The sequence below is a fragment of the Dyella lutea genome (assembly GCF_024158035.1).
In the GTDB taxonomy this organism is placed as follows: domain Bacteria; phylum Pseudomonadota; class Gammaproteobacteria; order Xanthomonadales; family Rhodanobacteraceae; genus Dyella_A; species Dyella_A lutea.
On the sequence record NZ_JAMZEK010000002.1, the window covers coordinates 230,804 to 243,438 of the forward strand.

Annotated in this window: 13 protein-coding genes; 9 read left to right on the forward strand and 4 right to left on the reverse strand. The window is 67.9% G+C overall.

All coding sequences use genetic code 11. The annotated features are described in order from the left end of the window. Together NC595_RS08240 and NC595_RS08245 are read left to right on the forward strand one after the other, a co-directional pair. Positions 1 to 732, forward strand: a complete 732-nt coding sequence (locus tag NC595_RS08240; protein ID WP_017462726.1) for a response regulator transcription factor — start codon at positions 1 to 3, stop codon at positions 730 to 732. 109 nt (positions 733 to 841) lie between these two features. After that, positions 842 to 1,765: a sensor histidine kinase gene (locus tag NC595_RS08245; RefSeq protein WP_253565891.1), complete on the forward strand. Its 924-nt coding sequence runs from the start codon at positions 842 to 844 to the stop codon at positions 1,763 to 1,765. Positions 1,766 to 1,809: 44 nt separating this feature from the next. Here the strand turns inward: NC595_RS08245 and NC595_RS20470 are convergent, their stop codons facing one another. Next, complete coding sequence (locus NC595_RS20470) at positions 1,810 to 3,168, reverse strand: 3-oxoacid CoA-transferase (RefSeq protein ID WP_343214897.1); 1,359 nt, start codon at positions 3,166 to 3,168, stop codon at positions 1,810 to 1,812. A gap of 165 nt (positions 3,169 to 3,333) precedes the next feature. Between NC595_RS20470 and NC595_RS08260 the strand changes: the two genes are divergently transcribed. The 3 genes from NC595_RS08260 to NC595_RS08270 are packed head-to-tail and all read left to right on the forward strand — an operon-like array spanning position 3,334 to position 6,366. Continuing rightward, positions 3,334 to 3,705: a BlaI/MecI/CopY family transcriptional regulator gene (locus tag NC595_RS08260; RefSeq protein WP_253565892.1), complete on the forward strand. Its 372-nt coding sequence runs from the start codon at positions 3,334 to 3,336 to the stop codon at positions 3,703 to 3,705. Continuing rightward, positions 3,692 to 5,260, forward strand: coding sequence for a M56 family metallopeptidase (locus NC595_RS08265; RefSeq protein ID WP_253565893.1), 1,569 nt, complete (start codon positions 3,692 to 3,694; stop codon positions 5,258 to 5,260). Before NC595_RS08260 ends, NC595_RS08265 begins: the two co-directional genes overlap by 14 nt. A 50-nt stretch (positions 5,261 to 5,310) precedes the next feature. Next, positions 5,311 to 6,366, forward strand: coding sequence for an isoaspartyl peptidase/L-asparaginase family protein (locus tag NC595_RS08270; RefSeq protein ID WP_253565894.1), 1,056 nt, complete (start codon positions 5,311 to 5,313; stop codon positions 6,364 to 6,366). A 10-nt stretch (positions 6,367 to 6,376) separates the two neighbouring features. Here NC595_RS08270 and NC595_RS08275 read toward each other — a convergent pair whose 3' ends face one another. Genes NC595_RS08275 through NC595_RS08285 form a run of 3 tightly spaced genes read right to left on the reverse strand, consistent with a single transcriptional unit; the run spans position 6,377 to position 9,904 of the window. Beyond that, entirely contained in the window at positions 6,377 to 6,958 is a 582-nt protein-coding gene (locus NC595_RS08275) for a response regulator transcription factor (RefSeq protein ID WP_253565895.1), read from the reverse strand. Between the two features lie 26 nt (positions 6,959 to 6,984). After that, positions 6,985 to 8,307, reverse strand: a complete 1,323-nt coding sequence (locus NC595_RS08280; RefSeq protein WP_253565896.1) for an ATP-binding protein — start codon at positions 8,305 to 8,307, stop codon at positions 6,985 to 6,987. A gap of 37 nt (positions 8,308 to 8,344) precedes the next feature. Beyond that, positions 8,345 to 9,904, reverse strand: coding sequence for a peptide MFS transporter (locus tag NC595_RS08285; protein WP_253565897.1), 1,560 nt, complete (start codon positions 9,902 to 9,904; stop codon positions 8,345 to 8,347). A 224-nt stretch (positions 9,905 to 10,128) separates the two neighbouring features. On the opposite strand from NC595_RS08285, the gene NC595_RS08290 reads away from it, so the two are divergent. The 4 genes from NC595_RS08290 to NC595_RS08305 all read left to right on the forward strand — a co-directional run bounded on the left by NC595_RS08290 (position 10,129) and on the right by NC595_RS08305 (position 12,614). After that, positions 10,129 to 10,503, forward strand: coding sequence for a diacylglycerol kinase (locus NC595_RS08290; protein WP_253565898.1), 375 nt, complete (start codon positions 10,129 to 10,131; stop codon positions 10,501 to 10,503). An 80-nt stretch (positions 10,504 to 10,583) separates the two neighbouring features. Continuing rightward, positions 10,584 to 11,204 (forward strand): LemA family protein, encoded by a 621-nt coding sequence (locus NC595_RS08295; RefSeq protein WP_253565899.1) that lies wholly within the window; start codon positions 10,584 to 10,586, stop codon positions 11,202 to 11,204. Positions 11,205 to 11,208: 4 nt separating this feature from the next. Next, positions 11,209 to 12,111 carry a TPM domain-containing protein gene (locus NC595_RS08300; protein ID WP_253565900.1) on the forward strand — a complete coding sequence of 301 codons (903 nt, stop codon included), beginning with the start codon at positions 11,209 to 11,211 and terminating at the stop codon, positions 12,109 to 12,111. After that, positions 12,111 to 12,614, forward strand: a complete 504-nt coding sequence (locus tag NC595_RS08305; RefSeq protein ID WP_253565901.1) for a TPM domain-containing protein — start codon at positions 12,111 to 12,113, stop codon at positions 12,612 to 12,614. The genes NC595_RS08300 and NC595_RS08305 overlap by 1 nt, the downstream gene beginning before the upstream one ends. The last annotated feature ends 21 nt before the right edge of the window (positions 12,615 to 12,635 follow it).

Below are 12,635 nucleotides of genomic sequence, written 5' to 3' on the forward strand. Positions count from 1 at the left end.
ATGAGCACACGTGACGAACAGGCTGGACTGGTGCTGCTGGTGGAGGACAACCGCCAGATCGCCGAGATGGTGGGTGAATTCCTGGAGCGCCGCGGCTACTCGGTGGATTACGCCGCCGATGGCGTCAGCGGCCTGCACCTGGCGGTGACCAACAGCTACGACGTGGTCGTGCTCGACCTGATGCTGCCGGGCATGGACGGCCTGGAGGTCTGCCGCAAGCTGCGCAAGGACGCCAAGAAGTCCACCCCGGTGCTCATGCTGACCGCGCGCGACACGCTGGAAGACAAGCTGGTCGGCCTCGAGGCCGGCGCCGACGACTATCTGGTCAAGCCGTTCGAGGTGCGCGAACTGGAAGCTCGTCTGCGCGCCCTGATCCGCCGTGACCGCCGGCAGGTATCGACCGAGGTGCTGACCGTGGGCGACATGACGCTGGACACCGCCACGCTGCGCCTGACCCGTGCCGGGCAGGAGCTGACGGTCTCGCCGATCGGGCTGAAGCTGCTGGCGATCCTGATGCGCGAATCGCCGCGCGTGGTCAGCCGCCGCGACATCGAGCGCGAGATCTGGGGCGACACGCTGCCCGACTCGGACACCCTGCGCTCGCACCTCTACAACCTGCGCCGGGTGATCGACAAACCGTTCGACAAGCCGTTGCTGCACACCATCCATTCGGCCGGGTACCGCCTCGCCGACCTCGAGGCCGAGGTGGCTGCCGCCACACAGCCGGCTTGATGCGAAGGAGGCCGCGCCACTCGGCAACATCATGAAAAGCAGGGGTTCGACTCAGCTATCGGGGGCGTTTCGCAAAGGGGCTTTCCAGCGGCGCATCGCGGGTATCTTCGTGTTGCAGCTGGTAGCGCTGGTGATCTGCGTCACCTTGGGTATGTTCAGCATGGCGCCGGTAGGCGCCGTGCTCGTATTGATCGTCATCGTGACCGTGCTGGCCTGGCTGGCAGCACGGCGCGAGTGGCGGCCGGTCAGTGCACTGGCGCGGCTGGTGGAGGGGTGGGACGAACACCCGGACATCGCCGCGCTGTCGCCGGATCGCCTCGGGCGCGGCACCGACGCCGACCTGGCCTCCCTGGCCGGCGGTCTGCACACTTTCGCCGAGCGCATCGCCGGTTACACCGAGCGCGAGCGCAACTTCACCCGCGATGCCAGCCACGAGCTGCGCAGTCCGCTCACGGTGATCAAGATGTCGGTGGACATGCTGGCCGAGGAGCAGTCGCTGAGCGGTTTCGGCGAGCGGTCGCTGCAGCGGATCCGACGTTCGGCGCGGGAGATGGAGGCGCTTGTGGAAGCGCTGCTGATCCTCGCCCGCGAGAAGGACAACGGCGTCGACGACGAAGTGTTCGTGGTCAACGATGCGGTCGGCAGGGAGCTGGGTTTCGCCCGCGACATGCTGGCGGGGCGGCCGATCGAGTTCGAGCTGGAGGAGCCCGCGCGATTCGCCTTGGAGGGGTCTCCGCGGGTCTTCGCGGTGTTGTTCTGGCAGCTCATCCGCAACGCCTGCCAGCAGACCGAGCGCGGCCGCGTGGTGGTGACGGTGATGCCGGACGCGGTGGTGGTATCCAACCGTACGGAGCCGTTGCCCGCCGACGCTGAAGCGGGCGGCCCGGCGCGGCCGAATGCCGATCGCCACGGCTTCGAGCTGGCGATCGCGCGGCGGATCAGCGAACGCTTCGCCTGGCCGCTGGAGCTGCAGACCCGCGCGAGCGGCGAGAACGTCGCGCGCATCCGCTTTCCGCAGGTCCGGGTGGCCTGAGGCCGAGACTCCCTCGCGCGGGCGCGAGGGAGCGTCGTGCCGGATCAGCCGCCCAGGGCGGGTGACACCGCAAAGCCGCAGCCGGTCTTCGCCTTCACCTCGTCGACCGTCACGCCCTCGTTGAGCTCGATCAGGGTCAGCCCCTGGCCTTTGGCCACCTCGAACACGCACAGGTCGGTGATGATCAGGTCGACCACCTGCTTGCCGGTGAGCGGCAGGTCGCACTGGTCCTTGATCTTCGGCGAGCCGTCCTTCGCGGTGTGCTCCATCAGCACCACCACGCGCTTGACGCCCGAGACCAGGTCCATCGCGCCGCCGGGGCCCTTGACCATCTTGCCCGGCACCATCCAGTTGGCCAGGTCGCCGGTGCAGGACACCTCCAAGCCGCCGAGGATCGACAGGTCGATGTGGCCGCCGCGGATCATCGCGAACGACTCGGCGCTGGAGAAGAAGCTCGAGCCGGGAAGGGTGGTGATGGTCTGCTTGCCGGCGTTGATCAGGTCCGGGTCGACCCGGTCGTCGCTGGGGAACGGACCAATACCGAGCAGGCCGTTCTCCGACTGCAGGGTGACGTCCATGCCCTCGGGGATGAAGTTCGCCACCAGGGTCGGGATGCCGATGCCGAGGTTGACGTAGAAGCCGTCGCGCAGCTCCTTCGCCGCGCGCTGCGCCATCGCGGTGCGCGTGGGGTTTTCCTTGCCGGTGTTGGCGCCGGCGACGGTGCGGAACTCGATGCGCTTCTCGTACGCCGCGCCGTGGATGATGCGGTCGACGTAGATGCCCGGCACGTGGACCTGGTCCGGATCGAGCGTACCGACCTCGACCAGCTCCTCCACCTCGGCTACGCAGACCTTGCCGCAGGTGGCGATCATCGGGTTGAAGTTGCGCGCGGTCTTGCGGAAGACCAGGTTGCCGAGTCGGTCGCCCTTCCACGCCTTTACGATCGACACGTCAGCGTGGATCGCCTCCTCCAGCACGTACTCCTTGCCATCGAAGGACTTGGTCTCCTTGCCCTCGGCCAGCTTGGTGCCGAACGCGGTGCGGGTGTAGAAGCCGGGGATGCCGGCGCCACCGGCGCGCAATTTCTCGGCCAGCGTGCCCTGCGGAACCAGATGCAGCTCCAGTTCACCGGCCAGCACCTGGCGTTCGAACTCCTTGTTCTCGCCCACGTAGGACGCGTATACGCGCTTCACCTGGCGGGTCTTGAGCAGCGGGCCCATGCCGAAATCGTCCACGCCGGCGTTGTTGCCGACAATGGTCAGGCCCTTGGTGCCGGCCTTGAGCAGGGCGCCGATCAGGTTCTCGGGAATGCCGCAAAGGCCGAAGCCGCCGGCCGCGATCGTCATGCCGTCGAACAGCAGGCCGTCGAGTGCCTTCGTGGCGTTGGGGAACACCTTGTCCATCGCAGTGCCTTCTTCTGCTTGGGGAATCAGCCTTCAAGGATACGACGGAAGGGTGTCCGGCCGCCTCGTACGAAGGTCCTATGGGATGCCAGCGGCCAGCGGCGCTTGCTTTGATCGTTTACGCGTGTAAACATAAATCAACGATTACATGCGTAAACGGAGTGCGTGGTGATCAGCGAAGCCGAAGCGGTGGTGATGGAGGTGCTGTGGCGCAGTGCGCCGCGCAGCGCCGAGGAGATCCTGGCCGAGGTCGGCCACGCCCAACAGTGGCAGGAGGGCACGGTGAAGTCGCTGCTCAATCGCCTGCTGAAGAAGAAGGCGGTAAAGGCCGAGCGCGATGGCCGACGCTATCTGTATTCGCCGCTGCTGGCCCGCGAGAAATACGTGCATCAGGCCAGCAAGAGTCTGCTCGATCGTTTGTTCGAAGGGCGCGTCGCCCCGCTGGTGGCGCACTTCTCCGAGCAGCGCAAGCTGTCGAAGAAGGACATCGCCGAACTGCGCCAGTTGCTGGAGGAGCTCGACGATGAACAGTCTTGAGCTGCTGGCCTCTGCCTGGATGACCCACGCGGCGCGGCTGACCTGGATCTTCACGCTCGCCACGGTGCCTGTGCTCGCCCTGCGGCGGCCGCTGCGGCGGATCGTCGGTGCCGAGGCCGGCCCGCTGCTGTGGCTGCTGGTGCCGCTGGCTTTGTTCGCCGCGCTGGCACCGCATGCGGCCGTGCCGGTCGAGGCGCTGCCGCCGGTGGTGGTGCGCATCGCTGGCGGCGGCACCTGGGTAGCGTCTCCGGCACCGGCCGGGTGGATAGTTCCGTGGCACACGCTGGCGATGGCGGCATGGCTGCTCGGTGTGCTGGCCGTGCTTGCCTGCGTGGGCATCGTCCAGCGCCGCTACCTGCGGCGGCTCGCCGGCGCCCGCGCAGTCGATATCACCGGTGCGTGCCGTCCGGTATGGCAGGCCGTCGACAGCGATCTCGGACCTGCCGTGGTCGGCGCCCTGGGGGTGCGCATCGTGCTGCCCGCCGATTTCCATACCCGCTACACCCCTGCCGAACAGGTGCTGATCCTTGCCCACGAGCAGGTGCACGCCCGGCGCCGCGATGGTCTCTGGCGCCTGCTTGCGGAGGGATTGGCGGCACTGTTCTGGTTCCATCCGCTGGCCTGGTATGCGCTGGCCTGCCTGCGCCAGGACCAGGAGCTGGCCTGCGACGCGGCGGTGCTGCGCGAACACGGCGCCCCGCGTCGCGAATACGCCAACGCCATGCTGAAAACCCAGACCTCGCCGCTGATGCTGCCGGTGGGGTGCTCGTGGTCGTCCCATCATCCACTCACGGAGAGAGTTTCCATGCTCAAGCAGCCTGTTCCTACCCGCACTCGCCGCTTCCTGGCCCGCGTGGTACTCGGTGCGACGGTGCTTGCCGGTTCGTTGAGCGTCTACGCCGCTCAGCCCGGAGCGGCCTCGAAACATCGGGCGGCGATCAATGCCGACCACTTCACCTTGAAGATCGACATCGCCACCCGCGGGCACGCACCCTCGATGCACTTCACCCAGTGCCTGGCCAAGGGCAAGCCCTTTGATCTGAGCGGTAACGACGGTCCCGGCTTCTCCTGGCACGGTACTTTCACGCTGACTCCTGCCGCCAATGACCAGATCCAGATCGCGGGTGACCTGCATACCCGGTTGGACGAGGGTAGTGGACATGTCCGCGTCTTGGATGGGAAGCCGATCGTACGTACCAAAGTGGGCCAAGCAGCCGCGATCGCATTTGGTCAGCGACACGAGAAGCCTCTGGAAGACGGCACGGTTTGGTTCAACCTGATCCCAACCCCCGGCTGCGACGCAGACACCGCGACCGCGATACCCAGCTTGGCCCCGATGGACGGGGACGCCCAGGCAAGACCGATGCGCGAGGCGGCACAGGTATTGGCGAAAAAAGACGGATTCATCCTGCTCAATGCCGATGCGTTGAGCGAGAGCCCGGTAACTTTCAAGTTCGACCAGATGTCGCCCGTGTTCGCCCTGCAGCTGCTCGCCGACATCGACGGCAAGCGGGCGGTGTTCAACGGTCATGAGGTGCGTTTCGACCCGAAGTAGGCGGCCAGCTCCCCCGATATACTCCCCGCATTGCCGGGGAGTATTCGCACGTGAAGTCGCGTCGCCGTCTGTGGAGCCTGCTTGCCGCCCTCGGCCTGGTGGCGTCCGCGCACGCGAGCGGCCCGGTGCTGGTGATCCACGCCGGGGCCGGCGCGCCACGCAAGGACATGCCGCCGGCCCGCGAAAAGGCCATCCGCGCCGCGCTGACGCAGGCGCTGCTGGCGGGCTACACCGAGCTCAAGGTGGGCAAGCCGGCGATCGACGGAGTGACCGCCGCGCTGGTGGTGCTGGAGGACGATCCGCTGTTCAACGCCGGGCGCGGCTCGGTGTTCACGCACGCCGGCACGCTGGAGATGGATGCGGCGATCATGGACGGCTATACGCTGCGCGCCGGGTCGGTGGCGGCGATCGACCATGTCCGCAACCCGATCCTGGCGGCCCGCGCGGTGATGGAGCATTCGTCGCACGTGATGCTGGTCGGCGCCGGGGCCGAGGCCTTTGCCAGATCGCAGGGCCTGGCCATGGAGAGCGATGCCTGGTTCCGCACCGAGGAGCGCTGGCAGCAACTGCAGCGTGCGCTGAAGGAGGATGCGGCCAACCAGCCGCATGCCGACGAAGCCACCGCCAGGCACTTCGGCACCGTGGGCGCGGTGGCGCTCGATGTGGACGGCCACCTGGCGGCGGGCACCTCCACCGGCGGCATGAACGACAAGCTGCCCGGGCGCGTGGGTGATTCGCCAATCATCGGCGCCGGCACCTACGCCAACTCCGGCTGTGCGGTGTCGGGCACTGGCTGGGGCGAGTTCTACATGCGGACCGTGGCCGCGCACGCCATCTGCATGCGGGTAACCCAGTTGCGCATGCCGATCGCTCGCGCGGCGGCCGAGGTGATCAACCAGGAGATTCCCGCGATGGGCGGCAACGGGGGGGCAATCGCACTGGACGATCGCGGCCATATCGCGATTCCGTTCAACACCGACGGCATGTTCCGCGGCTGGATCGACGGCTCCGGCAAGCCGCACGTGGCGATCTTTGGCGACGAGGACGACGGTACCGGCGAGACGTTGCCGGCCCCGGCGCCGGACGATGCCGCCAGCAGCCGCTGAGCGGCGCGAATCAGTCCTCGCGGTCCGGCCGCTCGCGCACCGGGTGCTTGCTCAGCTTGCGCTGCAGCGTGCGCCGATGCATGCCCAGCCGGCGCGCCGTTTCGGAGATGTTGCCGTCGCACTCGGTCAGCACGCGGTGGATGTGTTCCCACTCGAGCCGGCGCAGCGCCAGCGGCGCCTCGGGCGTCTCGGCCACGTCGTCGTCGTCGGCCTGCGGGCCATCGCCCTCGGTGAGTGCCCGCACTACCGCATCGGCATCCACCGGCTTGGCCAGGTAGTCGTGCGCGCCGCGCTTGATCGCCTCCACCGCGGTGGCGATCGAGGCATAGCCGGTGAGCAGCAGGATGCGCATGTCCGGCACCAGCCGGTGCAGGTCGGGGATCAGTCGCAGGCCGCTGTCCTCGCCGAGCTTGAGGTCGAGCACGCAGTAGCGCGGCTGGTGGCGCCGGGTCAGCGCGCGCGCCTCGTCGGCGTTGGTCGCGTTGATCACCTCGAAGCCCCGCGAGCCCATGGCCCTGGCCAGCACGCGGCCGAAGGTCGGGTCGTCGTCGACGATCAGCAGGGGGCGGGCGGAGGCGTTGAGGTCGGTCATCACGGTATCCAGGTTGGCGTATCGCTCTATTTTGACGGTTGCGGGGGCCTGCGTGCACCCTCGTGGCGCGCCGGAGCCGGGGCGATCGAGGCCAGTGGCAGGCGCATGCGCACGCGGGCGCCGTCCGCGGTGTTTTCCGCGGTGAGTTCGCCGCTGAGCCGGTCGGCGGTGGCCTCGGCGAGGGTGAGGCCGATGCCGAGGCCGCCCTGCTTGCCGCTGTAGCCGAGCGCATAGCCGGGTTCGTCGGGCAGGAAGCCGGGCCCGTGGTCGCTCACGTCCAGCTCCAGCCAGCCGCGATCCCGGCGCACGCGCAGCTCGACCCGGTTGGATTCGCGCATCGCCGAGGCGTCCGCGGCGTTGTTGAGCAGGTTGATCAGCGCATGACGCAATCCGGGCGGGCTGCTCAGAGCCGCGCTGGCGACGGTGTCGGCCATGTCCAGTTCCAGCTCGGCTTCCGGTCGCAGCAGTTGGAAGCGCTCGAGGCAGCCGTGCACGAAAGTGCCCACGTCCATCTGCTCTTCTTCCTGCGACAACTGGGCCTTGCCGAAGGCGACCATCTCGCGAAGGATCCCGCGGCAACGTTCCACCTGCTCCTCGAGCAGCTCCAGATCCTCGGCCAGCGGCTGGTCGGTGGCGTGTTCGCGGCGCAGCTCGGGTAGCAGCATGCGCATGGTGGCCAGCGGGGTGTTGAGCTCGTGCGCGGCACCGGCGGCCTGGGTGGCGATCGCCAGGATGCCCTCGTCGCGCAGGGCGCGTTCGCGCACCCGCTGCACCTCGTCCTGCTGCAGGCGCACGGCGGTGGCCAGGCGATTGACGAAGAAGCCCAGCAGCATCGCGGTGATCGCGAAGTTCACCGCCATGCCGAGCACGTGCAGTTCGAAGCCGGCGCGGCCTTCCATCATCGGCGGCAGCGGCAGGTAGTGGCGCAGCAGGAACACATAGGCCAGGCAGGTCAGCGCCGCTACGGTCATCAGTGCCGGGATGGTGAGCGCAGCGGCGCCGAGGGCGATCGGGATCAGCAGCAGGGTGACGAACGGGTTGGTGGCGCCGCCGGTCAGGTACAGCAGGGCCGAGAGCACCAGCGTATCGGCGGCGATGTGGCCGATCGTCTCCCACTCGCGCACCCGCCACGGCATGGTCAGCCGGAACGAGGCGAAGGCGGCGAAGATGGCATACAGCCCGATCACCACCAGCAGCGGCAGGACCGGGATCTCCATCCGCATCCACAGTGCCGCGAACAGCACGGCGCTGCTCTGGCCGGTGATCGCGCACAGGCGCAGCCAGGCCAGGGTGCGGGTCAGCGCCGACGGGGCGAAACGCTGGGGCGAGGCGGGATTGAGCAGGGGCATAAGTAAGAAGGCCCGCCGGGTGGCGGGCCTTGGTGGCTCACGGGGCGGGCGTATCGTAGCCCTCTTCGCTGCGCGAAGCGGGGAGTGGGTCGTGATTGGTCGCCACGTCGGAATGGCTGGCCGACAGCCGGTTCATCAGCGGCAGCACGGCGACCGCGATCACCGTGCAGCCCACGCCGACCAGGCCCAGCTTGTTGAACAGGCTGGTGTAGATGTCCAGTGACTTCACCGGATCGGTCAGGCCCTCCGGGATGTGCGCGTAGTTGGCCACCACGCTGCCCAGGTACTGCGAGATGCCGGAGGCCACGTAGTACGCGCCCATCATGAAGCCGCCCATGCGTGCCGGCACGTAGCGGGCGATCATCGCCAGGCCCAGGCCGGACACCAGCAGTTCGCCCAGCGAGTACAGGCCGTAGCCCCACACCATGATCCAGGAGGACACCTGGCCATCCACCGCCCAGCGTGCACCGACGCCGTAGATGAAGAAGCCGGCGGCCACCGCACCGAAGCCCCAGGCGAATTTCGCAGCGACGGAGATGTCCTTGCCGACCCGGCCCAGCGAGTTGTAGATCAGCACCAGCACCGGGCTCAGAGCCACGATCCAGATCGCGTTGAGCGACTGGAACTGCTCCGGGATCCACGTGAAGATGTGCCAGCCGAACAGGCTGAAGTCGAGGTTCACGTTCTTCTGCGCGAACAGGTTCAGCGACGTGGACATCTGCTGGTAGAAGATGAAGAAGAAGATCGTCTGCACCGTCAGCACCAGCGCGGCGCTGAGGCCGGCGCGCTCGTCGCGGTGGCTGGAGCGGATCAGGTGGATGAAGATGCCCAGGATCACCACGCCGGCGGCGTATACGCAGACCCGCGCGACCGCCTCGTTCTGCAGGATGAAGGCCGATACGAACACCAGCACCACGCCGGCGCCGAGCACCCCGGCCAGTTTCTTCAGGTCCACGCGCTTGTCGTCCGCGGGCGAACCGATGTGGGCCAGCGTGCGGCTCATCAGGGCGTAATTGATCAGGCCCAGCGCCAGGCCGACGGCGCAGGCGCCGAAGGCGGTGTGCCAGCCCCAGTCGTCGCCGTAGCGCTGGCCGACGTAGTCGCGGATCCACGGGGTCAGCAGCATCGAGATGGTCGAGCCGATGTTCACCGCCATGTAGTAGATGGTGAAGGCGCTATCGATCTTGGTGTCGTCGCCCTCGTAGATCTTGCGCACGAGGTTGCCGGCGTTCGGCTTGAACATGCCGTTGCCGACGATGATCACGCCCAGCGAGAAGTACAGGAACGAGGCGCTTTCAGTGGGGATCCACAGCAGGGCGTAGCCCAGCATCAGCACGATCGCGCCCATGCGCATGGTGCGGCGGGTGCCGATCAGCTTGTCGCCGACCCAGCCGCCGATCGCCGGCGTCACGTAGATCAGCGCCGCGGCCGCACCCCATACCAGGTTGGAGCGGGTGTCGACGAAGCCGAGCTTCTTGATCATGTAGGTGACCATCAGCACCTGCATGCCGTAGAAGCCGAAGCGCTCCCACATTTCGATCAGGAATACGGTGCTGAAGGAGCGGGTCTGGGAGACGGGCGGATTCTGGATGGCCATACCTTTTCCGTGCGGGTTCATGCCTTGGCACCGCACGCGGCAGCACCTCTCGAGCGTGGCCCCGGACGGGGCACAACCTCGGAAGGGTACCCGATTCGGTCCCGCCTTGTGGTTGCACAGCAAAAGGGCAAAGGGCGTCCGCAGGAACGTGTGGCATGATGCGGCCCACCCAAATGCCCGCCCCGCCGGCGGGAGTCCCGCGTCCGTCCTGGAGTACCCAATCGATGCCCGGCAGTGGATTTCGCGGCAACCCGCGCCAGCTCTGGAACGCGTTCCGCTGGTCGATGAAGGGGCTGCAGGCGGGCTGGCGGCACGAGGCCTCGTTCCGGCTCGAGGCGATGCTGGCGGTGGTGCTGGTGCCGCTGGGCCTGTGGCTGGGGCAAGGGCCGCTGGAGAAGATCGCGCTGGTGCTGCCGGCGGTGCTGGTGCTCTCGGCCGAGCTGCTCAATTCGGCGATCGAGGCGGTGGTGGACAAGGTCAGCCCCGACTTCCACGAGCTGGCCGGGCGCGCCAAGGACATGGGTTCGGCGGCGGTGTTCCTGCTGCTGCTGCTCACCGTGCTCTGCTGGGGGCTGATCCTGGGGCCGCGCTGGTTCTGAGCGGGCGGCGCCCGCGCGGGCGTCGTATGCTGGAGGGGATCGGGGATTGCCCCGCCGTCTCCATTCACGGGAGTGAAGCCATGAAACTGCTGCGAACCTGCCTGATCCTGCTCCTGGTGGCCGGGCTGTCCGGCTGCGGCTACAACGCCATCCAGCGCCAGGACGAGGCAGTGAAGGCGTCGTGGTCCGAGGTCATCAACCAGTACCAGCGGCGCGCCGACCTGGTGCCCAACCTGGTCGCCACCGTGAAGGGCTACGCCCAGCACGAGGAGAAGGTATTCGTCGAGGTGACCGAGGCGCGCGCCAAGGTCGGCTCGATCAAGGTGGACGCCGACACCATCAACGATGCCGCCAAGCTCAAGCAGTTCCAGGCCGCGCAGGGCGAGCTCTCCAGCGCGCTGTCGCGACTGATGGTGGTCAGCGAGAACTACCCGCAGCTCAAGGCCGACGGGTTGTTCCAGAACCTGCAGGCCCAGCTGGAGGGCACCGAGAACCGCGTCACCGTGGCGCGCAACCGCTACGTGCAGGCGGTGCAGTCTTACAACACGCTGATCCGCAGCTTCCCGAACAATCTGACCGCGAAGATGTTCGGCTACCAGGTCAAGCCAAACTTCAGCGTGGAGAACGAGCAGGCCATCTCCACCGCACCGAAGGTCGACTTCGGCTCCGCCGCGCCGGCCGCACCCGCCTCGGCGCATTGATCCGATGCGTCGCCTGACGCACCTGCTCCTGCTGCTCGCGCTGGCGTGCGCCACGCCGCTGCGTGCAGCGGACGTGCCGCACCTCACTCGCCACGTCACCGATCTCACCGGCACGCTCACGCCGCAGCAGGTCGACGCGCTGGACGCCAAGCTGGTGGCGCTGGAGCAGCGAAAGGGCGCCCAGCTGGTGGTGCTGATGGTGCCCTCGCTGGACGGCCAGGACATCGAGAGCTACTCGCTGGCGGTGGCCGAGGCCAACAGGATCGGCCGCAAGGGCACCGACGACGGCATCCTGCTGCTGGTCGCCAAGAACGACCGCAAGGACCGCATCGAGGTCGGTTACGGCCTGGAGGGTGCGGTGCCGGACGCGGCCACCGCGAGGATCCGCCGTGAGTACATCGAATCGCGCTTCAAGCAGGGCGATTTCTACGGCGGGCTGGATGCCGGCGTCGACGCGCTGACCAAGCTGATCGACGGCGAGCCGCTGCCGGCGCCCAAGGAGTCGAGCCGATCGCGGGGCGGTCTGGATATCGGGCACGCGATGCTGATCGGCCTGTTCGTGGCGTTGTTCCTGCGCCGCCTGTTCGGCCGGGCCCACGTGATCGTGCGCACGCCGCTGGGCGCGGCGCTGACCGGCGGCCTGCTGTGGCTGCTCGCCGCGACGGTGGGTGTGGGAGTGCTTGGTGCCGTCATCGGCGGCATCGTGATGCTGATGCCTGGCGGTGGCGGGCGTTCCATCGGTGGCGGTGGCTGGGGCGGCTGGGGCGGATTCGGCGGCGGCGGCTGGGGCGGCGGCGGGTTTGGAGGGGGCGGATTCGGTGGCGGCAGCGGCGGTGGCTTCAGTGGCGGCGGCTTCAGCGGTGGCGGCGGCAGCTTCGGCGGCGGCGGTTCTTCGGGGAGCTGGTGATGGGACGGATCGAGCGACTGTCACGCAACCTGTTCGGCGCCTGGTTCCAGCTGCGGCGCTGCTTCCCTTCCACGCTGCTCGACGAGATGGCCACGGCGATCCACGACGGCGAACGTCACCATCGCGGCGAGCTGCGTTTCGCAGTGGAGTCGCGCCTGTCGCCATCGGCAGTCTGGGCGGGAGTGACCGCACGCCAGCGGGCGCAGCAGGTGTTCTCCCAGTTGGGCGTGTGGGATACCGAGCTCAATACCGGCGTGCTGATCTACGTGCTGCTGGCCGAGCGCCGGATCGAGATCGTTGCTGATCGCGGTCTGGTCGAACGGGTGGAGCGGGGTGCGTGGGAGCGCATTTGCGCCGGGATGCGTGTGGCGTTCGCCGCCGGGCGCTGGCGCGAAGGCAGCCTGGAAGGGATCGCCGCGATCCATGCGTTGGCCGAGGCGTGTTTCCCCAGCGATGGCCGCGACAATCCGGACGAGCTGCCGGATCGGCCCGTGTTGCTGTAACAGGAAAGGCCGCCCGGAGGC